The organism is Streptomyces sp. NPDC017676 (assembly GCF_044329325.1).
In the GTDB taxonomy this organism is placed as follows: Bacteria; Actinomycetota; Actinomycetes; order Streptomycetales; family Streptomycetaceae; genus Streptomyces.
Genome location: NZ_JBIRJA010000019.1, coordinates 164,762 through 188,025, shown reverse-complemented (window position 1 = coordinate 188,025; position 23,264 = coordinate 164,762). Strand labels below are relative to the sequence as shown.

Genomic DNA, 23,264 nt, shown 5'->3' with positions numbered 1-23,264 from the left:
GGCCGGATCAGGGAGCGGGGTCTGGTGCCGTGCATCGCAAGGCGGAGGAGGGCGCCATGGCGGAGCCATGGCAACCGACGACAACGCGGCGAGGCGCGGTGCCAGACCCCGCGAGCCCGGCATGATCCGAACGGGAGGCCCTAGTCCTGCCAGGTGCCGTGGAGGGCCGAGACGGAGAATCCCGGGCCGTAGGCGACCACCAGCGCGCTCTCGCCGTCGGCCGGGGGCTCGTCGTGGGTGCGTTCGAGGACCCGGAGAACCGATACGCCACCGAGGTTGCCCTCTTCGGAGAGGGTGTCGAGGGAGTGGCGGGCGTCGGTCGCGGTGAGGCCGAGGGCGTCGGCCGTGTCGAGGATGATGGGCTTCGACCCGGGGTGGATGACGGGCACGTCGACCGAGCGGCCGGCGAGCCAGTCGGTGACGGCGGGCATGACGTGTCTCGCGCCGCCGGTCGCCTGTTTGGTGCTGTCGAAGTGCAGACCCGTGCTGTCGATGCGGCCCGCGTACAGGGCGAGGCTGTCCGGGAGGACGTACTCGAACAGCCCGTCGGCGTCGACGGCGAGACCGGGGCCGAGGGGGTCGCTGGAGACGACGGTGGCGGCTGCGCTGTCGCCGAACAGCGCTTTGTAGATCATGTGCTCGATCTTGGTGTCGGCGTGGTTGTAGGCGGTGGACAGCACTTCGGCGGCGACGACGAGGACGCGGGATCCGGGGTGCAGCAGGGCCTGTTCCACGGCCCGGACCAGGGCGTGGGCTCCGCCGGCGCAGGCGGTGGTCGTCAGGGCGGTGCGGCGGATGGTGGGCCGCAGCCCGAGCCGTTCCACCAGGTGGACGTCGAGGTTCGGGACGGCCCAGCCGGTGGCGTGGGTGGTGATGAGGCCGGTGACGTCGCCGGGCTGGAGCCGGTACCGGTCGAGGGTGGCGCGGGCGGCCTGTTCGGCCATGGTGAGGCCGTCCGCGAAGGCGCGGGCGGCGCGGTCGCCCACCTCCGCCGTGCCGTTGATGGTGGGCGAGTCCAGGGGCTGGGTGAAATAGCGGGTCTCGACGCCGCAGTTGCCGAGGACGCGGAGGATCGCGCCCAGCCGGGGATGGTGCGGATGGTGGGCGCGAATGTCGTCGGCTATCTCGGTTGTGGTGATTTTGTGTGCGGCGAGGACGGTGGTGGGGCGGGCGATATGAGCGGGCATGGGTTCCCCCCTGAAGGCGCTGCGACCTGATTAAGTCAAGGTACGGCAAAATTGGCTGGTTTGTTTCCTCAGCCGTCCTCGAAATACTGCCTGGCCGCGCACCAAAGGCGGGCAAATTCAGGCGTTCATGCCGTTCTCCTGGGCTTTCAACATACGCGGTCGGCTGACGGTCCGTCGCGGGCCCGGCCGGAAAACGAGGATCATGCACCGGGACCCGGGCGCCGCGAGCGGCTGCGCCACACACATCGTCACCCACCCCGGCCCCTCGACCGCGTGACGGATCGGACGCTCGTCGCCGTCGGGGTGGATGGAGGCCCCGCCCTTCTCGTACAGGGGCTGGGCGAGCGGGTCGGCGAGGATGTCCGCCTCGATCTGCCTCAGGACCTTGTCGTCGGAGCGCTGGGCGAGCGCGGCCTGCAACTGGGGCATCACCAGCGGCGCCCAGGCCGTGACCCAGTCGATGAGTTGGTCACGCCCGTCCAGGAGCATCCACCGCATGGTGTTGGCCGGCGCCCGGCCGCTGTCGAACAGGGCGTGGAAGCGGTCGTTGCAGGTGACGAGGTTCCAGGAGGCGTCGGTGACGTACGCGGGGTGGTTGATGCCGGCCACGGCGTCGGCCCAGGCCGCGGGCAGGGCGTGGCCGGAGGTGTCGTACAGCGGGCCGGGCGGGTCCTCGCCGCGGGCGTACCGGCAGAGGCTGATCCATTCCTGCTCGTTCATGCCGTACAGGCGCGCGACGTCGCGGAGGAGGTCGACCGGGGGGTGGTGGTAGTTGCCGGATTCCAGACGCTGATAGGTGCGCTCGGAGTAGCCGAGGAGTTCGTCGACCTGCCCCTGTGACAGACCGGGGGCGCGGCGCCCGCGGCCGGTGGGGCGGGTCAGTCCGTGCGTTTCGGGGGATATGAGCGCGCGGCGGTCTTTGAGGAGTTTCTTCAATGCTTGGCGGTTCACTGGTGGCTTGTCCCCCGGGGCTGGCGTTGACTGCCGCTCAGTTTAATTAGTGTCACGCGGTATTGATGTAAAAGATTCACCGTAGATATCGACTGGTTGCGTGCTGCATGCTCAGTGGCGCGGGGTCGCTGGCCTGCGGATGCGGTGATCAGTGACCGCGTGGTGACACCCTCGCGGGTACCGATCGGCATCGCTCGCGTCGCCGGCCGGTGTCCGTGAGCGGGGACCGGGACGGACCGGGAGGGCGACCGGTTTTCGGGTGCCGTTTCCCGTCGGCGGGAAGACGTGCGGCGCCCGAGACGCGGCACTCCACGGTACGGCGCCCGGCTGCCAGGCCACGGCCGGTGCCCCCTCGCCCCACCCCAGGGGCCTCGGCACCGGCCGTCCGGCCAGCGGCCGCGGAAGCCCTCGACCGGCCCCTGGACTCCTGGCGGTTCACCCGTTCGGCTCCGCATACGCACACCGGCGCGGGGCATTCGTGCCGTGCGCGGGAGTGCCCTGGATGGCTGGTGCCGCGGTCGATCCCCGAGTACGGCCGCGGCACCAGTCGTAAGGACGGCTGCCTCCCCTCGGTGCCGCCGTGCGCCGGGGTGCTCGACGGCCGGCGCCGTCCCGTGTCTAAGGTCGCGTCCATGCCGAGGACCACGCCGCCGCGCCCGCTCGATGTCGAGACGCTCTTCCCCGAACTGGCCGCACACCGGGGGACGACGACACGGCTGCATCCCCGGCCGGGCAACCCCGGCCCTGCGGACAGTTCCGTCGGCGGCCCCCTGCTGTGGCCGGCGGACGAGCCCTGGCCGGTGTGCGGCGAGGCCCATGCCCGCGGGCGCGGCCGGCGTCCGGCGGACATCCACCGCCGGCGTCGGGTGCTGGCTGCCGCTTGGGCCCGGGAACACACCCCGGGCCCCACGGACGAGGAACGGGAGCTGCTCGCCGAGCTGCACCGCGAGCACCGGCTGCCCGGGGTCGCGGAGACGGACCCGCTGCCCATGATCGGTCTGGCGCAGCTCTACCGGCGCGATGTCCCCGATCTCCCGGCGGGGCCGGACGACTGCGACCTGCTCCAGGTGTTCTGGTGCCCCTTCACCGCACACGGCCCCACCGGCTACGGCCTGGAGCTGCACCTGCGCTGGCGTCGGTCGCGGGAGGTCGGCCGGGTGCTGACCGCGCCGCCGCAGCCGCCGGTCATCGGGTCCGACGGGTTCCTGCCCGAACCCTGTGTGCTGCACCCGGAGCAGGTGCTCACCTACCCGTACGCCGACCTCCTCCCCGAGGAGCTGTGCGCCCGGATCGACGCCTGGGAGGACGCCGTCGAGGCCGAGGCCGAGCGGGCGGGAGGCGAGCAGGCGGGAACATGGCAGGCAGGGGAGACCGGGGACGGGCACACGGTGGAGCCACCGCGCTACCAGTACGATCTGTCCATCCCGCCCGGCTGGCGTGTCGGCGGCTTCGCCTCCTGGCACGCCACCGACCCGTACCCCATGGACTGCCCGGCGTGCGGTACTCCGATGCACCTGCTCCTGACCGTCGACAGCTCCGAGTGGGACGGCGGCAGCGGGAGCTGGCGCCCGCTGGAGGACCGGTCCGGCCGCCGCTCCGCCACTCCCACCGAGGTCGTCGTGGGCCGCTGGGGTGAACTCAACGTCTTCGCCTGCCCCGAGCATCCGGAGCATCCGCACCGCTGGAACATCCAGTAGCGCCCCACCGGCCCCGGGGCGGGACGCAGGCTGGGGCGCGGCCCCTCAGCGGCACAGGCGGGTGTTGAGGCGGGCGGCCTGGCGCGTGAGGTGGTCGCGTTCGGCGAGGTTGAGGGCCTGGTGGGCCGCTTCGGCGTACAGCCGCGCCGCCGCCGCCAGGTCGCCGTCGCGTTCGTGCAGGTAGGCCGCTACGGCGGTGTGGCGGGGCAGTGAGTCGTCCAGCTCGGCGAGTGCCGCGAGGCCGGCGCGCGGGCCGTCGGCCTCGCCGACGGCCACGGCGCGGTTGAGCCGCACGACCGGATTGTCGGTCAGGTGCAGGAGTTCGTCGTACCACTCCACGATCTGCACCCAGTCGGTCCCCTCGGCGGTGGGCGCGTCGGCGTGGAGGGCGGCGATGGCGGCCTGCGCCTGGAACTCGCCGAGCCGGTCCCGGGCGAGGGCGGCCTGGAGGATCGCGACGCCCTCGGCGATCAGGCGCGTGTCCCAGCGGGCGCGGTCCTGCTCGGCGAGCGGCACCAGGCTGCCGTCGGGCGCGGTCCGGCCGGCGCGCCGGGCGTGGTGGAGCAGCATCAGCGCGAGCAGCCCCGCCACCTCGGGATGGTCGATCCCGGCCGCGAGCTGCCGGGTGAGCCGGATGGCCTCGGCGGCGAGGTCGACATCGCCGGAGTAGCCCTCGTTGAAGACCAGGTAGAGGACGCGCAGCACGGTGGCGACGTCGCCGGGCTGGTCGAACCGCACCTGGGAGACGGTGCGCTTGGCCCGGCTGATCCGCTGCGCCATCGTCGCCTCGGGCACCAGGTACGCCTGGGCGATCTGCCGGGTGGTGAGCCCGCCGACGGCGCGCAGCGTGAGCGCGACCGCCGACGAGGGCGTCAGCGACGGGTGGGCGCACAGGAAGTAGAGCTGGAGCGTGTCGTCCACCGCGGGCGTCGGTCCGGGGGCCGGTTCCTCGTCGAGACGGTCCTCGCGCCGGCGGCGCGCGGTGTCCGCCCGGGTCTGGTCGAGGAACCTGCGCCAGGCCACGGTGACCAGCCAGCCCTTCGGGTCCCGCGGCGGGTCGGCCGGCCAGACGCGGACCGCCTCGACCAGCGCGTCCTGGACGGCGTCCTCGGCCGCCGCGAAGTCCGCTCCGCGGCGGACGAGGAGGGCGAGCGCGCTCGGCGTGAGGCTCCTCAGCAGGGCCTCGTCCATCAATGGCACTCGGTGACGTCGGGCGTCGCGGTCAGGAACGGGCGCAGCTCCAGCCACTCGTGGATCGGCCCGCCGCCCGCGCCCGGGGCGGCCGACAGCTCCCCGGCCAGCTCGACGGCGCGCTCGTAGGTGTCGACGTCGATCACCATCCAGCCGGCGATGAGGTCCTTGGTCTCGGCGAAGGGGCCGTCGGTGACCGGCGGGCGCCCCTCACCGTCGTACCGGACCCACGTCCCCTCGGGGGCGAGCGCCTGGCCGTCGACGAACTCGCCGGTCTCCTCCAGCCGGGCCGCGAAGTCCCGCATGTACTGGATGTGCGCCGAGATCTCCTCCGGCGTCCACTGGTCCATGGGGATGTCGTTGACCGCTGCCGGAGCGCCGCGGTAGTGCTTGAGCAGCAGGTACTTGGCCATCGTGGTTCTCCTCGGTGCTGGTGCGACCCATTGTGGCCGCGTTCACCCCTGGGACGGAGCCGGTCGCGGGTTCTCGACATCGCCGCCCGAAATTTCTTTCCACGTTCTCGTGGAGGAGCCTGAGCGAGCCCGCGAGGAGACGGCGGGGCCTGCGGGGCCCTGCCGCGTCGGGTGGCTCCTGGGCACACGGTGTCCGCGTCGGACGCATGGCGTGGGTGCGCGCGGACCGGGGTCATGGCGGGAGACGGGACCGCTCGGGACGACTACGACCGGGCCTGTGCGGTGGCGGCCGTCCCGGCTCCGGAGGCGGGTGGATCGGCTGAACGCCCGAACACCCGGGCCGCCGGTGTGTGACGACATGCGGTTCGCTGGAAGACAGCCTTCGCCGCACGACCCGTTGACAACCCGTACGAGGGAGGCGCGGTTCATGGACTACTACGACCTCGGCAGCCACCGCCGGCGCGTGACCACGTCGTCCGACGAGGCGCAGACCTGGTTCGACCGCGGGCTGAACTGGACGTACGCCTTCAACCACGAGGAGGCCGTCCGCTGCTTCGAGGCCGCCGCCGCGGCGGACCCGGACTGTGCCATGGCCGACTGGGGCCTGGCCTACGCGCTCGGCCCGAACTACAACAAGCCCTGGGAGTTCTTCGACGAACAGGACCTGGAGCGGACCGTGGAGCGGGCCCACGCCGCCGTGCGGCGCGCACACGCGAAGGCGGCCGGCGCCACCCCGGTCGAACAGGCCCTCGTCGGCGCGCTGGGTGCCCGCTATCCACGGTCCCGGGCCCCGGACGCCGAGGACTGTTCCGTGTGGAACGCCGCCTACGCCGACAGCATGCGGGCCGCCCACCGACTGGCCGAGGACGACCTCGACGTGGCCACCCTGCACGCCGACGCCCTGATGAACCTCACGCCCTGGCGGCTCTGGGACATCCGCTCGGGCCGGCCGGCCCCCGGCGCGCGCACCACCGAGGCCAAGGCGGTCCTGGAGAAGGCCCTCGCCACCCGGGCCGGGGCACGGCACCCGGGGCTGCTCCACCTGTACATCCACCTGATGGAGATGTCCCCGACGCCCGAGGCCGCCCTGCCGGCCGGTGACCGGCTGCGCGGCCTGGTGCCGGACGCGGGCCATCTCCAGCACATGCCGTCCCACCTGGAAGTGCTCTGCGGTGACTACCGCCGGGTGGTCTCCGACAACACCGGGGCGATCGCGGCCGACGAGAAGTTCCGTGCCAGGGCGGGCGAGATGAACTTCTACACCCTGTACCGGTGCCACAACCTCCACTTCAAGATCTACGGTGCGATGTTCCTCGGCCGCTTCCAGGACGCGATCGAGACGGCGGACCGGCTGGAGGCCGCCGTACCCGAGGAGCTGCTGCGCGTGGAGAGCCCGCCCATGGCGGACTGGCTGGAGGGCTTCCTCGCGATGCGGGTGCACGTGCTCATCCGCTTCGGCCGCTGGGACGACATCCTGCGTCTGCCGCTGCCCGCCGACGCCCACCTCTACTGCGTCACGACCGCGATGCTGCGCTACGCGCGCGGGGTCGCCCTCTCGGCCACGGGCCGGACCGACGAGGCCGACACGGAACGGGCGCTGTTCCACGAGGCGGTCGCCCGGGTACCGGAGACTCGGATGTTGTTCAACAACACCTGTACGGACATCCTGGCCATCGCCGCACAGATGCTGGACGGCGAGCTGGACTACCGCAAGGGGAGGTACGAGGCGGCGTTCGCGGCGCTGCGCCGGTCGATCGAGCTGGACGACGGTCTGCCGTACGACGAGCCGTGGGGCTGGATGCAGCCCACCCGCCACGCCTACGGCGCCCTGCTCCTCGAACAGGGCCTGGTCGCGGAGGCCGAGGCCGTCTACCGTGCCGACCTCGGACTCGACGACACGCTCCCCCGCCCGCTGCAACACCCCGGAAACGTCTGGGCGTTGCACGGTCTGCACGAGTGCCTGGTGCGGCTCGGCAAGGAGGGGGAGGCACGGATCGTGGCCCAGCAGCTCAAGATCGCCGCCGCGCTGGCGGACGTACCGGTCGAGGCGTCCTGCTTCTGCCGCCTCCCGACCGTCGCCGCAGACTCCGCGCCCCGGCACGGCTGCTGCGGGTGATCACTTGGCCTCGGCGAGCCGGACCGCGTCGGGACCGGCCGGGAAGCGCAGCCGGCCGGTCGTGTCGTGCACGGCCTGCCACACCGTCCCGGCGACGTCGCTCTCCTCGGTGTACACGTCCTGGCCCATGAAGTCCTCCATGACCTTCTTGGCGAACGCCGCGTACGGCGCCGGGACCAGCTCGTCCACCGACCCCCCGCCGGTCGCCCTGCCCGCGAAGCCGGTCGTCAGGCAGGCACCCGGCTCGACCGTCTTCGCCCGCACGCCGAACGGCGCGAGTTCCAGGGCGAGGGAGGCGGTGAACCCCTCGACGGCCGTCTTGCTCGCCTTGTAGACGGCCGAGAGGGGCATGTGGCCCAGCACCACGCTGGAGGTCACGTTGACCACCACGCCGGAGCCGCGCTCGCGGAACTGGGGCAGCACCGCCTGTGTCGTCGCCATCACGCCGAAGGTGTTGGTCTCGAAGACCTCCCGCACCCGGGCCATGGGGGTGCCCTCGAACACGCCGATCGAGGGGATGCCCGCGTTGTTGACCAGGACGTCGAGGGGTCCGGCCGCCTCGAACGCGGCGGCGATGCTGTCGGGGCTGGTCACGTCGAGCGCGATGACGCGGAGCCGGTCCGACTCGGGAAGGAGGCCGGGACGCGGGGTGCGCATCGTGGCGATGACGTTCCATCCCCGTGCGTGGAAGTGGCGGGCGGTCTCCCGGCCGTATCCGGAGGAGGCGCCGGTGATCAGGACTGTCTTCATGCTGTGACCCTTGCGGTGAGGTGGGGCCCGCGAAGCGACAGGCATGTTCCTGCCGTGCGGAGGAATCGATGCGTCCAGTGAACCCCCGTGAGTGGCGGAAACAGTAGAAACATCCTCGCTGGCCCTTGCACGATCCTCTCCTTCTGTCCAGCGGCCGAAGAGGAGGATCGTGCAAGAAGCAGCGAGCATCGGTCTGACGTCCCGGCGGGCCGGACGCGTTGACTGGAGTCACTCTCCCGACCGTCCGCACCACTGCACGAGAGGAACGCCCATGACCACGGCCCGGCCCGCCCTGGATCCGGAACTGAGTGAGCTGCTGGCGGACACGCCCCTCATGTCCCGGCTCAGCCCGGAGGTCGTCGCGCACCTGCGCCGGCTCCCCTCGACGCCCGTCGAGTCGCTCCTCGCGCACCGGCAGGTCGACCGGCGCGATATCACCGTGCCGGCCGAGGACGGCGCCCCGATCCCCCTGTCGGTGTTCAGCCCCGCGCACACCGCCGACGCCACCGCCGCACCCTGCGTCTACTGGATCCACGGTGGCGGGATGGTCATGGGTGACCGCTTCTCCCAGATCGACATCCCGTTGGAGTGGCTGGACGCCCTCGGCGCGGTCGTGGTCTCCGTGGACCACCGGCTCGCGCCCGAGGCCAGCGGCACCACCCTCGTCGGCGACTGCTACCAGGGACTGCTCTGGGTCGCCGCACACGCCGGCGAACTGGGCGTCGACCCCGCCCGGATCGTCGTCGCGGGCGCCAGCGCGGGCGGCGGCCTCGCCGCCGGTGTGACCCTGCTGGCCCGCGACCTCGGCACTCCGGCGATCGCCGCGCAGATGCTGATCTGTCCCATGCTCGACCACCGCAACACCAGCGTCTCCAGCCGCCAGTACTCCGGCGGGCCCGGCGTCTGGACCCGCGAGATGAACGAGTTCGGATGGCGGGCCGTCCTCGGCGACCTGAGCGACGACGAGGTACCCGCGTACGTCTCACCCGCGCGGGCCGACGACCTGTCGGGCCTGCCGACCACGTACATCGACACCGGCTCCGCCGAGGTCTTCCGCGACGAGGACACCGACTACGCCTCCCGCATCTGGGCGGCCGGCGGGCAGGCCGAACTCCACGTCTGGGCGGGCGGCTTCCACGGCTTCGACGCGCTGTACCCGACCGCACAGCTCTCCACCACGGCCCGCCGGACCCGCACGGCCTGGCTCAGCCGGCTCCTGTCCACGGGCGCCACCGCGTAGGGCGATGGGCGCCGGACGCGGTGCGGATGCGGGTGAGTGCCGATGCGGGTGCGGACGTGTGTGCGTGCCGATGCGGCAGTGGATGCGGGTGCGTGTACGGGTGCGTGGATGCGGGTGCGGCGGTCGGGGGCGGTTCCCTTACCGGCCGAAGCCCCAGCACGGCTCCGACGCCGGACAGCACAGCCCCACCGCCAGGCACCCAGGCCCCGACACGACGCAGCGCGGCTCGGTCGCGGTGACCGCCGGGGTCGTCCGTCAGGGGCGGCTCGGTGTCGGTTCCGGTTCGGGGAGAGGTGTCGCCGCGCGGTGCGGGAGCAGCAGCGGGGTCGCCAGCAGGAGCGCGCCGGCCAGACCGATGGCCGTGCGCGGGCCGAGCAGGCTGCCCAGGACGCCCCAGACGGCCGTCAGGAGCGCGGTCGCGGCCTTGGTCGTCACCGTCCAGGCGGTCAGCGTGCGGGCGACCCGGTCGGTCGCGGTGCGCTCCAGGCGGTAGGTGGCGTAGACGGGGCCGAACACCGCGCAGCAGAAGATGAGGCCGAGCTCGACGCCCATCACCACCAGCAGCCCGCCGGTGCCCGGCCCGGTGAAGGCCAGGCCGACCGGCCAGAGGGCGCGCAGCGTCCCGGACACGACCAGGACGCGGTGCTGCCCGAACCGGGTGGCGAGCGGGCGGGCCAGCCGGGAGCCGAGGAGCCCTCCGATGGAGGGCGCGGCGAAGGCGAGGCCGTACTGCCACGGCGCGAAACCGAGCCGGCCGAGCATCAGGACGGCCAGCAGCGGCTCGGCGGCCATCAGCAGGCCGTTGAACAAGGCGGTGTTGAGGAACAGCGGACGCAGCGTCGCGTCGGCGAGGATGTACCGCCAGCCGTCGAGCAGGTCCCCGGCCCGCATGCGCGCGGTCCGCCGGCGCTCGGGCGGCGGCTCCTGCCCGCCCATCGCGCGAAGGCCCAGGGCCGAGAGCAGGTAGCTGGCCGCGTCGGCCACCACCGTCGCCACCGGACCGAGGAGCCCGGTCGCCGCGCCGCCCAGCGGCGGTCCGATGATCGTGGTCGTCCAGGTCGTGGACTCGAACCGCGCATTGGCGACGAGCAGGTCCTCGGCCGGCAGCAGTGTCTTCAGGTACGCGCCGGAGGCGGCGCGGAACGTGATGTCGGCCGCCGCGACGACGACCGAGACCAGCAGGAGCTGGAGGAAGGTGAGCGCGCCGAGCGCGAACGCGACGGGGACCGTCAGCAGGGCCGCGCACCGCACCAGGTCCGTCGCGATCAGCACGGGCCGCTTGCGGCGGAACTCCACCCACGGGCCGAGCGGCACCGCCACGGCCGCCCCCACCGCTGCGCCCACGGAGGAGAGTGCCGCGACCTCGGCCGGTCCGGCGTGCAGCACGCGGACGGCGATCAGCGGGAAGGCGCCGAAGGCGAGCCAGGTGCCGAGCGCGCTGGTCCCGTACGCTCCCCAGAGCCAGCCGAACCGCCGCCCCAGCCGGTGCCCGAGCAGACGGTCCGGCCAGTGGGAGTTCCTCATGCCCGACGTCCCCTCGACCTCATCCGCACAACCGATCCGCGACCGGGAGCATCAAAGCGAGTACGGCGAGCAGGGATCAAACAACCATGGTGCCGTCCGCCACAACCGTTGGTTGTGTCCCTAGGGTGTCGGCATGGACCTCGACACCGTCCGGACCTTCGTCGCCGCCGCCGACGCGGGGCAGTTCCAGGAGGCCGCCGCCGAACTGGCGGTCACACAGCAGGCCGTCTCCAAGCGCATCGCCGCGCTGGAGCGCACCCTCGGGGTACGGCTGTTCACGCGTACTCCGCGCGGCGTGGGGCTCACCATCGACGGGCAGGCGTTCCTGCCCCACGCGCGCGAACTGCTGCGCGTCGCCGAGCGCGCGGTCGCGTCCGTACGCACCGGCCACCGCCCGCTGCGCGTCGACGTGATCGCCTCACGCGTCGCACCGTCGGGCCTGATGCGCGGCTTCCACCGCGCGCACCCCGGGATCGACCTGGACGTGGTGATGCTCTTCGACGTCGAGACGGCCGTCGCCGCCCTCCGCTCCGGCACGATCGACGCGTCCTTCCGTGCCGTCGCCGCGCCGAGCCGGCCTCTCCCCGAGGACATCGAGTCCGTCCGGGTGCTCGACGAACCGCTCCAGCTCCTCACCGGCCCCGGCCACGCGCTGGCGGGCGCCCGGTCGGTACCCCTCGCCCAGCTCGCCGGGCACCGGATCTGGATGCCCGGCATCGTCGCCGGTACCGAGTGGGCCGCCTACTACGACGACCTCGCCGCCGAGTTCGGCCTCACCATCGAGGCGACCGGCCCCAACTTCGGCTCCGACGCGCTCCTCGACACCGTCGCCGACTCTCCGGCCCTGGCCACCTTCATCGGCGAGCACACTCGGCTCGTCTGGCCCGCCGGCCTCGGCCTGCGCCGCATCCCGGTGACCGACCCAACGCCCGTCTACCCGCACTCACTGCTCTGGCACCGCGACAACCCCCACCCGGCACTGGCCACCCTCCGCGACCACCTCGCCACGACGACGGCCGGCCACGACACGGCCGGGACGTGGACGCCGGGTTGGGTGATCCCACGCTGACACGCCGGCCACGACACGGCGGAGAGCCCGTTACGACGAGGCCGCCCGCACCCTTTGCGACGCGGCCGGTACACCGGTTGCGAGGCGGCCTGCACAACACCGGTTGCGAGGCAGCCGGTACACCGGTTACGACGCGGCCGGCACACCCACCTCGACAGGGCCGGCGCATCAGCTACGACGAGAGGCCACCACTCCCGCCTCACCGCGCCACGGCCCCGTTCAGCTCACCTCGTCAACCTCCCCCGAGGACTCCTTCCCGTCCCCCTCCGCCTCCCGCACCTTCCGCACGACGGTGTCCTCCGGCCCCACCAGCCGTCCGTCCGCCGCCCGGATCTGCAAGGGGCGCAGCGGGCGGCCGGTCCGGCGGTCCAGCAGCCGGGAGTGGTCCTCACCGGAGGTGAAGCACTGGTCCTCGCCCCACTGGCGCAGGGCGACGATCACCGGGAACAGGGCGCGGCCCTTCTCGGTCAGGACGTACTCGCGGCGGGACCCGCCCTCCGGCGCGGGCTCGCCGCGCAGCACCCCCGCCTGCTCCAGCGCGCGCAGCCGGGTCGCGAGGATGTTCTTGGCGATGCCGAGGCTGCGCTGGAACTCGCCGAAGCGGCGGCTGCCGTCGAAGGCGTCCCGCACGATCAGCAGCGACCACCAGTCGCCGATGGCGTTCACCGACCGGGCGACGGGACAGGGGTCGGCGTCGAAACGGGTGCGGGCGACCATCCGTGGCTCCTCTCCTCCACCCCGGGCCGGCGTGGTTGCAACATGCTACCGCGCACGGCTACGGTCACGTCGGTAGCAAGATGCAACCGATCGGGAGGGGTCGGACATGGCGATCCAGTGCTCCGGTACGGCCGGCGGGTGCGGCGGGGCCGGGGAAACCACGGCAACCGGCGGCCACGGAGCGCACACCGCGGGGGCGGTGCCGGGCGCGGCACCGCCCACGGCTCCGGCGACCGAGACCGCGCCACCCACCCGGCTCATCCCCCTGCTCGCCCTGGCCTGCGGCAGCTCCGTCGCCACCGTCTACTTCGCCCAGCCCCTGCTGGTGACCCTGGGCGAGCGGTTCGCGCTCGGCGCGGGGCTGCTCGGCGCGATCGTCACCGTGACCCAGCTCGGATACGCGGTCGGCCTGTTGACGCTCGTACCGCTCGGCGACCTGCTCGGCCATCGGCGGCTGGTCACCGGCCAGCTCGGCCTGCTGGCACTCGCCCTGCTGGCCGCCGGGCTGGCGCCGGACGTGGCGGCGCTCCTCGGTGCGCTCGCCGCGGTCGGGCTGCTCGCCGTAGTCGCCCAGACGATGGTCGCGGCGGCCGCCGCCCTGACCCCGCCCGCCCGGCGCGGCCGCGCCGTCGGCACCGTCACGGGCGGCATCGTCACCGGCATTCTGCTGGCCCGCGCCGCCGCCGGTCTCCTCGCCGACCTCGCCGGCTGGCGGGCGGTGTACCTGGCGTCCGCGGGTGCCACCGCCGTCCTCGCCCTGCTGCTGCGCCGGGTACTGCCCCCGGGCGCGCCGTCCCCGAGGGTGCGCCCGGTGTCGTACGGGCGGCTGGTGGCCTCGACCGTCACCCTGTTCGTCCGCGATCCGCTGCTGCGGGTCCGGGGCGGGCTCGCCCTGCTGGTGTTCGCCGCCTTCAGCACCCTGTGGAGCGGTGTGACGCAGCCCCTGAGCGGTCCGCCGTGGTCGCTGTCGCACACCGCGATCGGCGCGTTCGGGCTGGCCGGGGCTGCCGGGGCCGTCGCCGCGCAGGCGGCCGGGCGCTGGAACGACCGGGGGTTCGCCCAGCGCACGACCGGGGCCGGCCTGGCCCTGCTGACGCTCTCCTGGCTCCCGATCGCGCTGACCCCGCGGTCGCTGTGGGCGCTGGCGATCGGCGCCGTGGTGCTGGACTTCGCCGTGCAGGCCGTCCACGTCACCAACCAGACCCTGATCCACGCCGTCCGGCCCGACGCGGGCAGCAGGATCATCGGCGGCTACATGGTCTTCTACTCGGCGGGGAGCAGCCTCGGCGCCCTCGGCTCCTCCCTCGCCTACGCGACGGCGGGCTGGCCGGCCGTGACGGCCCTCGGCGCGTCGTTCAGCCTCGCCGCCCTGCTCCTGTGGGCGACGACCCGGCACACGGGGACGCCTCCGCGTGACGCGGAGAGCCTGCGCGGCTGAAGCCCGTGAACGACGCCCTCGCGGCCGCCGTGGGGCCGGCGGCGGGGGACGCGCCGGATGCCCTCCGCGTTCGGGCGGCCGGGCCGGAGGACACCGGCCTGGACCGGACCGTTCCAGGTCCCCCTGCCAGGGTGCGGCGGCGGGTGCCGCCGCTGACCGATCTGCCGGACCTCGCGGACCGCCTTCCGGCCGGCCCCGGCTGCCCGGCGCGGCCGGTTGCCGGGCCGTGCCCCGGTCAGTGAGCCGTCGGCAGGACCTGGACGGTGTCCCCGACCGGGCGTTCGCCGGAGGCGTCGGACGGGGTGTTGACCAGCGTGCCGTCCACGGCCATCGCGGTGGAGCCGCCGCCGTCGAGGTTCATCGCCTGGACGGCGCCGAGCGACTTCATGAAGGCGGCGGCCTCGTAGAGGGTGAAGCCCTCGCTGCCGTTCGTCAGCCGCCCGTCCACCGTGGCGAGGATCAGCCGGCCCCGCTTGTCGACGCCCGCGAGGGTGCGGGGCTGACGGACGTCGGCCCACGCGTATCCGAAGGAGGTGTACGCGGGGTCGACCACGCCCTCGGCGGCGGCGTCGATGTCGATACGACCGTCCTTCACCAGCGTCGGAGCGGCGCTGACGATGGAATCGCCGGGCCCGAGCGTGACGCGCCGGCCGTCGGTCGTGCGGACGGCCTCGTCGACCCTGACACGGCCGGACGGCCCGGCGTGCGCCGTCAGCCAGTCGGCGGCTCTGCCGATGCCCTGCAGCACGTGCCCGCCCACCGGGACGCGACCGCCCCGCGCACCGACGGAGACGACCCGCCCGGTGGCGTCCAGTACGGCCTGCGCGCCGGGCCCGGTCGGCAGGTCGGCCTGGAAGGCGTCGGTGAACTGGACCATGTCATCGGCGAGTCGGCAGGTGACGTCCTGCCAGGGCAGCTCACTGGGCGTGCTGCCGGGCCGGCCGCAGTCCCGGACGGTACCGGGCACCCGGTTGACGCCCTGGATCCGGTACGCGGCCTTGCCCGCCCGGGCGGTGACGGTGCTCGTCAGGTCCGCGATCCGGACCCGGTGACCGCCGTCCTCGATGACCAGCGCGGAGCGGGAGCCGGCCGCCATCGACTCCAACTCGCCGTCGTAGGCGCCGATCCCGGACATGGTGCCCGGTACGCCGTCGCCCGGTGACAGCACGAAGAAGCCGCCGTTGACCCCGACGAGCGAGTTCAGCTTGCGCGCCACCGCCGAGGTGGTCTCCCGCTGTGCCACATTGCCGTCGTGCGTGGCTTCGACCGTTCCGTCGAAGGTCTTCGGGTCGATCACCGCGACGTGGATGTTCTCCCGGTCCGCCGGCTCCTGGATGTCGTACCCGGTCCAGGACAGGGCCGTACGGAAGCCGGCCGCGGTGACCGCCGACGCGGCCGTCCGCGCCTCCGCCTGGGTGGCGAAACGGCCGACACGGACCCGGTACCCCATGAGCCCGTGCGGTGTGTCGGCGTAGAGGGGCCAGCGGACGCTCTCCACCCGTGGCCGCAGGCCCGCGTCGGTCAGCTTCCGCGCCGTGTCGTCGGCCCAGGCGCGGGTGGAGACCTCGGCCCAGGTGACGGGCGCGTCCGGGTCGTCCGCGGTCCACCGGGTCTTCGCCGGCGCCTGCACGGTCACCGTCCAGGCGTGTTCCGCACCGGGGTGCTGGACGACACCCGTGCGGACCGTGACCCCGGGAGCGAGGATCCGCGTCGTCCACTGCTCGGTCGCCGCGGTGTGCGCGGAACCGTCCGCCCGCGCCGTACCCGACAGCAGGGCCGGGGCCGTCAGGGCGAGCACCACGGCGGTCGCGAGTCTCGCCCGGACACGGGCGGAGCGCCGCTCGGCACCCCGGACACGGATCTGACGCATGTGCCTGCACCTCACGAATCGTCCGACAGCTTGCGGCGGCCCACTTCACCTGCCGTAGGTGACAACCACCGCCTCGCGGACCGACGTCGTCACAACGGCCGCGTGAAAAAAGTCGCGGGCCGCTGTCGATCCGGCCGCGTCCCGTTCGACGTCATGATGTGCGGCGCCTCGCCGCACGATGACGCGACAGGACCTGACGAGGACAGACGTGGATCAGCTGCTGAGAGTCATGAACTTCAATGTGTCGAGTGACGGAATCGGTGCCGGTGAGCACCAGAGTCTCGCGCGGCCGTTCGGCTTCGACCATCCGGAGAGGCTGTTCGCCTGGGCCGGAGCCACGGCGAGCTGGCCCATGCGCACGGATCCCGGCGGGAGCCGTGGCCTCGACGACTACTTCACGCGGGACTTCGCACGCGGCATCGGTGCCGAGATCATGGGCCGCAACAAGTTCGGCCCCCAGCGCGGGCCCTGGCAGGATCATGAGTGGCGGGGCTGGTGGGGGGAGGAGCCCCCGTTCCGCACTCCGGTGTTCGTCATGACTCACCACGAACGTCCGTCGTTCACGCTTTCCGACACCACGTTCCACTTCGTCGACGGCGACCCGGCCACGGTGCTCGAACGTGCGCGGGAAGCGGCGCAAGGCCAGGACGTCCGACTCGGCGGCGGGGTCACCACCATCCGGCAGTTCCTCGACGCCGGCCTCGTCGACACCATGCATGTGGCCGTCTCGCCGGTGAGGCTCGGGTCCGGACTGCGTCTCTGGGAGTCTCCCGATGAGCTGCTCGACCGGTTCCACCTGGAAGTCGTGCCCAGCCCGAGCGGCGTGACGCACCACCTGTTCTGGCGCAGGTGAGGCGAGGGCCACGCTGTCCTGGGCGCCGAGGTGGTGGCGCCCTCCGAGCCGCGGGCACGGAGGGCGCGGACGGTTGCGGCCCCGGCCGACGTCCACCGCCGTCCGCCGCCTCGGTGTGACAGCGGCGGGTGATCACCTGTCACACGGGGCCGGGGCCGGTTCGCGCACCATGAAGACGTCCACGGGGTCCTCGGTTTCGAGGGTGAATCCGTGCCGTTCGTACAGGCGCCGGGCCGGGCTGCCCCGCAGCACGTTCAGCCGGACCGGGATGCCGTCGCGGTCGCACCGCTCCAGCAGCCCGCGCAGTACGGCCGCGCCGATGCCGTTGCCCTGGAGGTGCGGGGCCAGGTAGAAGTGCTCCAGCCAGTGGGCGTCCTCGGCCGGCCGCAGCGCCACGCAGCCGGCGAAGGCGCCGCCCACCTCGATCACCCAGGTGTGCGCCGGGACGAACCCGTCCCGCAGTCGCTGCCGCACCCGCCGCTCGTCGTAGCGCCCGAGCCGCTCCAGGTCCGCCCGCAGCACCACGGCCCGCAACTCCGCCACCGCCTCGGCGTCCGTCCCCGACGCCGGCCGGATCCTCCACTCCCCCATGATCGCCAGATTACCGCCGCCGGGCCCTCCTCACGGCGCCGGGAACGGGAACGGCCCGGCACCGCGTGTGCGGTGCCGGGCCGTGGGATGCTCGGCGTTGCGGGGCGTCAGCCCTGGCGGGCCTTGAAGCGGGGGTCCTTCTTGTTGATCACGAAGGTCTTGCCCCGCCGGCGCACCACCTGGGCGCCCGGCTTGGCCTTCAACGAGCGCAGGGACTTGCGTACCTTCATCGCGGTCTCCTCCCGGGAGGTCGAACAGGTTGTGCCGTCACACGGGCCGTGCCGTCAGTGGCGGTCGGGGGCGCTCAGTGGCGGTCGGCGGTGGTGCGGCCGTAGCGCCGCTGGAAGCGTTCCACCCGGCCGGCGGTGTCCACGACGCGCGAGGTGCCGGTGTAGAACGGGTGGCTCGCCGACGAGATCTCGACGTCGACGACCGGGTACGTGGTGCCGTCCTCCCACTCGACCGTGCGCTGGGACTCGATGGTGGAGCGGGTGAGCAGCTGGAAGCCTGCCGCGCGGTCGCGGAAGACGACGGGGCGGGAGACGGGGTGGATGCCGTTCCTCATGGGGTGTTCCTCCTCGGGGGAAGTGCGTTCTTCAGGAGGGCCGGGGTGCGCGGGGGTCAGCGCTCCTCGCGGGGGTCAGCGCTCCCCGCGGGGGCTCAGTGCTCCCCGCGGGGGTCAGCGCTCCTCGCGGAACAGGACGTGCGCGCCGGCCACCGGGTCGTACTTGCGCAGGACGAGCCGGTCGGGGTCGTTCAGACGGTTCTTGCGGGTCACGTAGGTGACTCCGGTGCCGGCCGTCGACTTCAGCTTGACGACCGGGCGTGTGGTGCTGCGTGCCATGAGGGACTCCTTCCGCCGACCGCCCGAGCCCGTTGACTCGAACATGTCAGACAGTCCTCTCAACACCACCACCCCGCGATGCATTCCCGGCCCTCACCGCCCCCCGCGGGCCCCGATCGCCGCCCGCTCCCGGGCCGCCCGCACCGCCGCCGACAGGCTGCCGATGTCGTACGCCCCGTGGTGCCGGCGCCCGTTCACGAAGAACGTCGGTGTGCCCGCCACCTGGCTCAGGTCCGCCGACTCCACGTCCTCGGCGATCCGTGCCGCGCCCCGGTGGGACCGCAGATCCCGGTCGAAACGCTCGGCGTCCAGGCCGAGGGCGTCGGCGTACGTGCGCAGATGCCCGAGGCGCAGCTCGCCCTGGTGGCTGAGCAGCAGATCGTGCATCTCCCAGTAGCGGCCCTGCGCGGCCGCGGCCTCCGCGGCCTCGGCCGCCAGCTGGGCGTGCACGTGCACGTCCGTCAGGGGCAGGTGCCGCCACACGTACCGCACGTCGCCGAAGTCACCGAGCAGCTCACGGACGACCGGTTCGGCCTGTCCGCAGTACGGGCATTCGTAGTCGCCGTACTCCACGACGGTCACCGGCGCGTGCCGCGGCCCCCGCACGTGGTCGCGGTCGGGATCGACCGGCACCGCGAGGTCGACGAGCGTCTCGGCGTCACCGAGCAGCGCCCGCTGCCGCAGCCGGCCCGGCAGCACCGCGAGGACCGCGGTGAGGAGCCGGCTGATCAGGAAGGAGCCGACCAGCGCGCTGAGGATGCCGATCTTGGCGTCCGCCAGCTGTGTCCCCCGGAAGGCGAGGGTCGCGATGAGCAGCGAGACGGTGAAGCCCGTTCCTGCCAGGGCGCCGCCCGCCGCGACGGCTCCCCAGCCGACCGGCGGCCGGACCCGCCCCCGGCTGACCCCGTACGCCAGCGCGGACGCCCCGACGATGCCCAGCGGCTTGCCGACGACGAACGCGAGCAGGATGCCGAGTGTGACCGGCGAGGTGAACGCCCGCGCGAGCTGGTCGGCGTCCAGCGGGATACCGACGTTGGCCAGGGCGAACAGCGGGACGACGAGATAGCTGGTCCACGGGTGGTACAGGCCCTGCAGCCGGTCGTTGGGCGAGATGGCGGACGCGAGGCCGGCCTGCGCCGAGCGTGCCAGCTCGGGCGTCGGCTGCTCGCGGAACATCCGGAACAGGCCCGTGGCGTGTTCCAGGTCGGCGCGTGCCGCCGGGTACGCGTAGGTGATCAGGCCCATGGCGAGGCCGATGACCACGGGATCGACACCCGACTCCAGCAGCGCGACCCAGGCGACGAGCGCCGGCAGCGCGTAGACCAGCCCCCGGCGCACCCCGAGCGCGCGGACGAGCAGGACGACGCCGAACACCGCCACCGCGACCAGCAGCGCCGGTACGTCGACGTGCTCGCTGTAGGCGACGGTGATGACGCCCAGGGCGACGAAGTCGTCGACCACCGTGATCGACAGGAGGAAGATCCGCAGTCCGCTCGGCAACCGGTGCCCGACGACGGCGAGCATGCCGAGGGCGAAGGCGGTGTCGGTGGACATCGCCGCACCCCAGCCGTGCGCGGAGGAATGCCCCGCGTTGACCGCGAGGAAGAGGGCGACCGGTACGGCCATGCCGCTGATCCCGGCGGCGAGCGGCAGGGCCAGACGCCGGCGGTCGCGCAGCTCGCCCATGTCGAACTCGCGGCGCGCCTCCAGTCCGACGACGAAGAAGAAGAGCGCCATCAGTCCGCTGTTGATCCACTCCCGCAGTGAGAGGGACAGACCGTGGGTGCCGATCCCGACGGACAGGTGCGTCTCCCAGAACGACGCGTAGCCCGCGGGAGCCGCGTTGGCCCACAGCAACGCGGCGAGCGCCGCCGTCACCAGGACGGCGGCGCTACCGGTCTCGGTCCGCAGGAAGTGGCGCAGCGGTGAGCGGGATCCGGAACAGGCGGTCTGGCCCGAGAGGTCGTCGGGTGCGAACGCCATGCTCATCCGTGCTCATCTCCACCTCGCGCAGGGTTTCGTGCCGTGCCGGCACTGCCGGGGCAACAGCGGCGGGTGGGGCGTTCATTCCAGGGGTGAGGCATGGGGCGGACGAGCACACGCCGGTCGTCAGGACAGGTACCGCTCCACCTGCGACGCCGGGCGCACCTGGGCCTCCTCGGGGTCCTGACCGGCGGCGACGCGGGCCCGGCGCTGCCGGAGGAGGTCCCAGCACTGGTCGAGCTCGGTCTCCAGCCGCGCCAGGCGTTCCTGCTCGGTCGGCTGGTCGATGTCGTGGTCCGCCAGACGGTCCCGCAGGTCCTTCTCCTGGTTGATCATCTCCGTGATGCGTCCGAGGATCTGCTTCTCGGCCTCGGCGCCGGGTCCCGTCGTCATGTCTCTCTCCCCAAGCCGTGATGCGACCTCAATCGGTCGGTTCATGTATTGAACAGCAGGTTCGAGCCATCCGCCACGGCGGGGAGAGCGGTGATCGTTTCTTGCCGGGGCCGGCCTCAGGACGTGAGAACGACCCGGCCGCCGCTGTCGGTGAGGCACTCCCGGTAGGGGTTCGGGTCGCCCTGACGCTCCTGGCACGTCCAGGTGGTCTCTCCGACACTGATCGTGGCGGGCGCGCCCGACTTGCTGGACGCGGCCTTGGTGTAGGCGCTCGCGACCTCCAGGGCGGCGGCGCAGGACCCGGCGGATTCGGCCCAGACCGCCAGCCCGGTGGCCTTGTCCGCGCCGCAGTACGTGACCGACGACCGGGCGGCGCCGTCGGTACCGGCGAACGAGGGGGCCGGGGCTCCGAGGCACAACGCGGCGGCGCCCAGCAGGCCCGCCGCCGTCCCCGTCATGATCGAGCGCATCACAGGTGTCTCCCTTGCGGTGACGAACGAGGCCGGGACACGCCGGGCACATACGCCCTGTGAGGCATGTCGGTGTCCGGCCTCCTCTCCGTACGATCATCCACGGGGGCGGGGCGATCGGCACGCCGCGGCCCGCCGGAAGGTGCCGGCCGAACGACGAGCGCGGTGGCCGAGCAGGGCGGACGCGGCCCGACGGCTCATCGCTCGGCGCTGCCGCGCAGTCGGGCGAGCGCGGCGTCCAGGTCGGCTCGGCGGCGTCGGTTGTGGGGCAGCTTGCCGAGCACGGCCGCCATGCCGCAGGTGTTGGTCAGAGCGGAGAAGACCAGGCCGCCCGCGATGCCTGCGGACAGCAGCTGGAAGGCCGGGTGGACGGACAGACCGAGCAGGAGGCCGAGCAGCACGACCGTACCGGCCGTGAACCGGACCTGCCGTTCCATGCTCCAGGTCGCCTTCGTGGTCGCCTCCGGCCGGTGCGTGTCATAGCCCCCGGACGTCCAGGCGGCGGTTCCCCCGGCGAGGGTGGCGCTGGCGATGCCGCTCCCGGCGAGGACGCGGCAGGCGTTCTCCGAGCGGGCGCCGGAGGCGCAGACGACGAGGATGTCACCGCGCCCGGCGGCGGTGCGGATCTCGGGCAGGGCCCGGTCGAGCTGGTCGAGCGGGATGTTGAGGGCACCGGGCACGTGGCCACCGGCGTACTCGCCGGGGGTGCGGACGTCGATGACGGTCAGCTCGTGCAGGCGGGCGTGGGCCTGGCGGGGGTCCAGGGTGGTGGGTGTGGTCATGGCGGATGTCTCCCTCGTGCGGTTTCTGTGTGGTGTGGGGACAGGGCGCGTTGGTGTGTGGTGGTGGGGCGGGGTGGTCTGCGCGGTCCTGGGGCGGGGTGTTCATGGCCGCTCCGGATTCCCCGGCCCGGCGGCCCTCATCGGCTCACTCGGCAGGCCCTCGCTCGCTCATCCGAGGACGTCGACGAGCATGAACGCGGCCACCGCGAGCAGGACGCAGGCGAAGAGCTTCCGCAGCGTCTCGCCGTCGGTCTTCCTCGCCAGGCGTTTGCCGTCCCAGGCGCCCAGGATCGCCGCCCCGGTGAAGGGCGCCGTCACCGCCCAGTCCAGGTGGGTCCCGGTGCCGCCGCGGGCGACGAGCGCGGCCAGTGAGTTGATCGTGATGACCAGCAGGCTGGTGCCCACGGCGGCGCGCATGGCCAGGCCGAGGACGCCGACCAGGGCCGGTACGGCGAGGAAGCCGCCCCCCACGCCCAGGAAACCGGTCACCGCGCCCAGCCCGGCTCCGGCGGCGCCGGCCCTTCCGGGGTGGACGTGGCCGGACGGCTCCCTCCGCGCGGGGCGCAGCATGCGCAGGGCCGCCGTCGCCGCGATGACGGCGAAGGCCGCGGTGAGCACGGGCGGCGGCAGGCGCCCGGCGGCCGCCCCGGCGAGCGCCGCGGGCCCGACGCCCGCGGCGGCGAACAGCAGTCCGGTACGCCAGGCCACGTTGCCGTCCCTGGCGTGCCCGGTCAGGGCCGTGACCGAGGTGAGCGTGACGATGACCAGGCTCGCCGTGGCCGCTTCCGCCGGGGTGAAGCCCAGGAGGTAGACCAGGGCGGGCACGGCCAGGACGCTGCCGCCACCGCCGAGGCCGCCGAGGGCGAGTCCTACGACGGCACCCGCGAGGAGCGCGAGAACCAGGCCGGTCATATGGTCCGTCCGCTGTTCCCGCGAACGTCGACGCCGCTGTTCCCGTGTACGCGACTGTTCCGGCGTGCGCCGCTGTTCCGGCGTGCGCCGCTGTTCCGGCGTGCTCCGCTGTTCCCGCATATCCCGGGGTGCCGGCGAGACCGCGGGCGTGGACCGCGGCTGGGCACCCGGTGGTCGACGCCCGCGCCCTCCCCCACGTCCAGCGGGACGCCCCCGGCGTCCTCACCCCCCGTACGTCGGAGGGCTCCGCCGACGGTGACACGGGCGCGGCCT

23 protein-coding genes are annotated in these 23,264 nt (G+C 73.2%); 6 read left to right on the top strand and 17 right to left on the bottom strand.

Going from position 1 to position 23,264, the window contains the following annotated elements; genetic code table 11:
* Window positions 1-140 precede the first annotated feature (140 nt).
* Together ACH4LD_RS34505 and ACH4LD_RS34500 are read right to left on the bottom strand one after the other, a co-directional pair.
* Window positions 141-1,187 (bottom strand): PhlD, encoded by a 1,047-nt coding sequence (locus ACH4LD_RS34505; RefSeq protein ID WP_398058064.1) that lies wholly within the window; start codon window positions 1,185-1,187, stop codon window positions 141-143.
* Window positions 1,188-1,304: 117 nt separating this feature from the next.
* Window positions 1,305-2,138 carry a helix-turn-helix domain-containing protein gene (locus tag ACH4LD_RS34500; protein WP_398058063.1) on the bottom strand — a complete coding sequence of 278 codons (834 nt, stop codon included), beginning with the start codon at window positions 2,136-2,138 and terminating at the stop codon, window positions 1,305-1,307.
* Window positions 2,139-2,770: 632 nt separating this feature from the next.
* Between ACH4LD_RS34500 and ACH4LD_RS34495 the strand changes: the two genes are divergently transcribed.
* Window positions 2,771-3,835 (top strand): hypothetical protein, encoded by a 1,065-nt coding sequence (locus ACH4LD_RS34495; protein WP_398058062.1) that lies wholly within the window; start codon window positions 2,771-2,773, stop codon window positions 3,833-3,835.
* Window positions 3,836-3,880: 45 nt separating this feature from the next.
* On the opposite strand, the gene ACH4LD_RS34490 is transcribed toward ACH4LD_RS34495, so the two are convergent.
* Entirely contained in the window at window positions 3,881-5,026 is a 1,146-nt protein-coding gene (locus ACH4LD_RS34490; RefSeq protein ID WP_398058061.1) for an RNA polymerase sigma factor, read from the bottom strand.
* Window positions 5,026-5,439 carry a YciI family protein gene (locus tag ACH4LD_RS34485; RefSeq protein ID WP_398058060.1) on the bottom strand — a complete coding sequence of 138 codons (414 nt, stop codon included), beginning with the start codon at window positions 5,437-5,439 and terminating at the stop codon, window positions 5,026-5,028. Before ACH4LD_RS34485 ends, ACH4LD_RS34490 begins: the two co-directional genes overlap by 1 nt.
* A 427-nt stretch (window positions 5,440-5,866) precedes the next feature.
* Here ACH4LD_RS34485 and ACH4LD_RS34480 point away from each other — a divergent pair, with 427 nt between their 5' ends.
* Complete coding sequence (locus ACH4LD_RS34480) at window positions 5,867-7,555, top strand: tetratricopeptide repeat protein (protein ID WP_398058059.1); 1,689 nt, start codon at window positions 5,867-5,869, stop codon at window positions 7,553-7,555.
* On the opposite strand, the gene ACH4LD_RS34475 is transcribed toward ACH4LD_RS34480, so the two are convergent.
* Complete coding sequence (locus ACH4LD_RS34475) at window positions 7,556-8,305, bottom strand: SDR family oxidoreductase (protein ID WP_398058058.1); 750 nt, start codon at window positions 8,303-8,305, stop codon at window positions 7,556-7,558.
* Window positions 8,306-8,576: 271 nt separating this feature from the next.
* On the opposite strand from ACH4LD_RS34475, the gene ACH4LD_RS34470 reads away from it, so the two are divergent.
* The gene (locus ACH4LD_RS34470; protein WP_398058057.1) at window positions 8,577-9,545 is read left to right on the top strand and encodes an alpha/beta hydrolase fold domain-containing protein; all 969 of its coding nucleotides are present in this window, start codon (window positions 8,577-8,579) and stop codon (window positions 9,543-9,545) included.
* Between the two features lie 255 nt (window positions 9,546-9,800).
* Here the strand turns inward: ACH4LD_RS34470 and ACH4LD_RS34465 are convergent, their stop codons facing one another.
* Window positions 9,801-11,069: an MFS transporter gene (locus ACH4LD_RS34465; protein ID WP_398058056.1), complete on the bottom strand. Its 1,269-nt coding sequence runs from the start codon at window positions 11,067-11,069 to the stop codon at window positions 9,801-9,803.
* Between the two features lie 133 nt (window positions 11,070-11,202).
* Here ACH4LD_RS34465 and ACH4LD_RS34460 point away from each other — a divergent pair, with 133 nt between their 5' ends.
* The gene (locus tag ACH4LD_RS34460; protein WP_398058055.1) at window positions 11,203-12,138 is read left to right on the top strand and encodes a LysR family transcriptional regulator; all 936 of its coding nucleotides are present in this window, start codon (window positions 11,203-11,205) and stop codon (window positions 12,136-12,138) included.
* A 219-nt stretch (window positions 12,139-12,357) separates the two neighbouring features.
* On the opposite strand, the gene ACH4LD_RS34455 is transcribed toward ACH4LD_RS34460, so the two are convergent.
* Entirely contained in the window at window positions 12,358-12,855 is a 498-nt protein-coding gene (locus tag ACH4LD_RS34455; RefSeq protein ID WP_398058054.1) for a winged helix-turn-helix transcriptional regulator, read from the bottom strand.
* A 106-nt stretch (window positions 12,856-12,961) separates the two neighbouring features.
* On the opposite strand from ACH4LD_RS34455, the gene ACH4LD_RS34450 reads away from it, so the two are divergent.
* Window positions 12,962-14,293 carry an MFS transporter gene (locus ACH4LD_RS34450; protein WP_398058053.1) on the top strand — a complete coding sequence of 444 codons (1,332 nt, stop codon included), beginning with the start codon at window positions 12,962-12,964 and terminating at the stop codon, window positions 14,291-14,293.
* A 235-nt stretch (window positions 14,294-14,528) separates the two neighbouring features.
* Here the strand turns inward: ACH4LD_RS34450 and ACH4LD_RS34445 are convergent, their stop codons facing one another.
* A complete protein-coding gene (locus tag ACH4LD_RS34445) occupies window positions 14,529-16,163 on the bottom strand; it encodes a phosphodiester glycosidase family protein (RefSeq protein ID WP_398058052.1) in 1,635 nt (544 codons plus the stop codon).
* A gap of 208 nt (window positions 16,164-16,371) precedes the next feature.
* On the opposite strand from ACH4LD_RS34445, the gene ACH4LD_RS34440 reads away from it, so the two are divergent.
* The gene (locus ACH4LD_RS34440) at window positions 16,372-17,016 is read left to right on the top strand and encodes a dihydrofolate reductase family protein (RefSeq protein ID WP_398058050.1); all 645 of its coding nucleotides are present in this window, start codon (window positions 16,372-16,374) and stop codon (window positions 17,014-17,016) included.
* A gap of 132 nt (window positions 17,017-17,148) precedes the next feature.
* Here ACH4LD_RS34440 and ACH4LD_RS34435 read toward each other — a convergent pair whose 3' ends face one another.
* The 9 genes from ACH4LD_RS34435 to ACH4LD_RS34395 all read right to left on the bottom strand — a co-directional run bounded on the left by ACH4LD_RS34435 (window position 17,149) and on the right by ACH4LD_RS34395 (window position 22,991).
* Window positions 17,149-17,607, bottom strand: a complete 459-nt coding sequence (locus ACH4LD_RS34435) for a GNAT family N-acetyltransferase (protein WP_132787684.1) — start codon at window positions 17,605-17,607, stop codon at window positions 17,149-17,151.
* 107 nt (window positions 17,608-17,714) lie between these two features.
* The gene (gene ykgO, locus ACH4LD_RS34430) at window positions 17,715-17,837 is read right to left on the bottom strand and encodes a type B 50S ribosomal protein L36 (RefSeq protein WP_103810680.1); all 123 of its coding nucleotides are present in this window, start codon (window positions 17,835-17,837) and stop codon (window positions 17,715-17,717) included.
* A 74-nt stretch (window positions 17,838-17,911) separates the two neighbouring features.
* Entirely contained in the window at window positions 17,912-18,172 is a 261-nt protein-coding gene (locus tag ACH4LD_RS34425; RefSeq protein WP_132787683.1) for a type B 50S ribosomal protein L31, read from the bottom strand.
* 114 nt (window positions 18,173-18,286) lie between these two features.
* Window positions 18,287-18,451: a 50S ribosomal protein L33 gene (rpmG, locus tag ACH4LD_RS34420; RefSeq protein WP_014669330.1), complete on the bottom strand. Its 165-nt coding sequence runs from the start codon at window positions 18,449-18,451 to the stop codon at window positions 18,287-18,289.
* A 93-nt stretch (window positions 18,452-18,544) separates the two neighbouring features.
* Window positions 18,545-20,440, bottom strand: a complete 1,896-nt coding sequence (locus tag ACH4LD_RS34415) for a Na+/H+ antiporter NhaA (protein WP_398058049.1) — start codon at window positions 20,438-20,440, stop codon at window positions 18,545-18,547.
* A gap of 120 nt (window positions 20,441-20,560) precedes the next feature.
* A complete protein-coding gene (locus ACH4LD_RS34410) occupies window positions 20,561-20,827 on the bottom strand; it encodes a DUF2630 family protein (RefSeq protein WP_103810676.1) in 267 nt (88 codons plus the stop codon).
* Between the two features lie 116 nt (window positions 20,828-20,943).
* Window positions 20,944-21,297: a hypothetical protein gene (locus ACH4LD_RS34405; protein ID WP_398058048.1), complete on the bottom strand. Its 354-nt coding sequence runs from the start codon at window positions 21,295-21,297 to the stop codon at window positions 20,944-20,946.
* Between the two features lie 197 nt (window positions 21,298-21,494).
* On the bottom strand, window positions 21,495-22,079 hold the full coding sequence (locus ACH4LD_RS34400) for a rhodanese-like domain-containing protein (protein ID WP_398058047.1): 585 nt from the start codon (window positions 22,077-22,079) through the stop codon (window positions 21,495-21,497).
* A gap of 168 nt (window positions 22,080-22,247) precedes the next feature.
* Window positions 22,248-22,991, bottom strand: a complete 744-nt coding sequence (locus ACH4LD_RS34395) for a sulfite exporter TauE/SafE family protein (RefSeq protein WP_398058046.1) — start codon at window positions 22,989-22,991, stop codon at window positions 22,248-22,250.
* Between the last annotated feature and the right edge of the window lie 273 nt (window positions 22,992-23,264).

Excerpts from the sequence above, each read along its gene's own strand:
- ACH4LD_RS34410 (WP_103810676.1), bottom strand. The coding sequence starts at position 20,827 with ATGACGACGGGACCCGGCGCCGAGGCCGAGAAGCAGATCCTCGGACGC.
- ACH4LD_RS34465 (WP_398058056.1), bottom strand. The coding sequence starts at position 11,069 with ATGAGGAACTCCCACTGGCCGGACCGTCTGCTCGGGCACCGGCTGGGG.
- ACH4LD_RS34435 (WP_132787684.1), bottom strand. The coding sequence starts at position 17,607 with ATGGGGGAGTGGAGGATCCGGCCGGCGTCGGGGACGGACGCCGAGGCG.
- ykgO (WP_103810680.1), bottom strand. The coding sequence starts at position 17,837 with ATGAAGGTACGCAAGTCCCTGCGCTCGTTGAAGGCCAAGCCGGGCGCC.
- ACH4LD_RS34475 (WP_398058058.1), bottom strand. The coding sequence starts at position 8,305 with ATGAAGACAGTCCTGATCACCGGCGCCTCCTCCGGATACGGCCGGGAG.
- ACH4LD_RS34505 (WP_398058064.1), bottom strand. The coding sequence starts at position 1,187 with ATGCCCGCTCATATCGCCCGCCCCACCACCGTCCTCGCCGCACACAAA.
- ACH4LD_RS34450 (WP_398058053.1), top strand. The coding sequence starts at position 12,962 with ATGGCGATCCAGTGCTCCGGTACGGCCGGCGGGTGCGGCGGGGCCGGG.
- rpmG (WP_014669330.1), bottom strand. The coding sequence starts at position 18,451 with ATGGCACGCAGCACCACACGCCCGGTCGTCAAGCTGAAGTCGACGGCC.
- ACH4LD_RS34395 (WP_398058046.1), bottom strand. The coding sequence starts at position 22,991 with ATGACCGGCCTGGTTCTCGCGCTCCTCGCGGGTGCCGTCGTAGGACTC.
- ACH4LD_RS34480 (WP_398058059.1), top strand. The coding sequence starts at position 5,867 with ATGGACTACTACGACCTCGGCAGCCACCGCCGGCGCGTGACCACGTCG.
- ACH4LD_RS34445 (WP_398058052.1), bottom strand. The coding sequence starts at position 16,163 with ATGCGTCAGATCCGTGTCCGGGGTGCCGAGCGGCGCTCCGCCCGTGTC.
- ACH4LD_RS34495 (WP_398058062.1), top strand. The coding sequence starts at position 2,771 with ATGCCGAGGACCACGCCGCCGCGCCCGCTCGATGTCGAGACGCTCTTC.
- ACH4LD_RS34405 (WP_398058048.1), bottom strand. The coding sequence starts at position 21,297 with ATGCGCTCGATCATGACGGGGACGGCGGCGGGCCTGCTGGGCGCCGCC.
- ACH4LD_RS34490 (WP_398058061.1), bottom strand. The coding sequence starts at position 5,026 with ATGGACGAGGCCCTGCTGAGGAGCCTCACGCCGAGCGCGCTCGCCCTC.
- ACH4LD_RS34400 (WP_398058047.1), bottom strand. The coding sequence starts at position 22,079 with ATGACCACACCCACCACCCTGGACCCCCGCCAGGCCCACGCCCGCCTG.
- ACH4LD_RS34485 (WP_398058060.1), bottom strand. The coding sequence starts at position 5,439 with ATGGCCAAGTACCTGCTGCTCAAGCACTACCGCGGCGCTCCGGCAGCG.
- ACH4LD_RS34425 (WP_132787683.1), bottom strand. The coding sequence starts at position 18,172 with ATGAGGAACGGCATCCACCCCGTCTCCCGCCCCGTCGTCTTCCGCGAC.
- ACH4LD_RS34455 (WP_398058054.1), bottom strand. The coding sequence starts at position 12,855 with ATGGTCGCCCGCACCCGTTTCGACGCCGACCCCTGTCCCGTCGCCCGG.
- ACH4LD_RS34460 (WP_398058055.1), top strand. The coding sequence starts at position 11,203 with ATGGACCTCGACACCGTCCGGACCTTCGTCGCCGCCGCCGACGCGGGG.
- ACH4LD_RS34470 (WP_398058057.1), top strand. The coding sequence starts at position 8,577 with ATGACCACGGCCCGGCCCGCCCTGGATCCGGAACTGAGTGAGCTGCTG.
- ACH4LD_RS34415 (WP_398058049.1), bottom strand. The coding sequence starts at position 20,440 with ATGAGCATGGCGTTCGCACCCGACGACCTCTCGGGCCAGACCGCCTGT.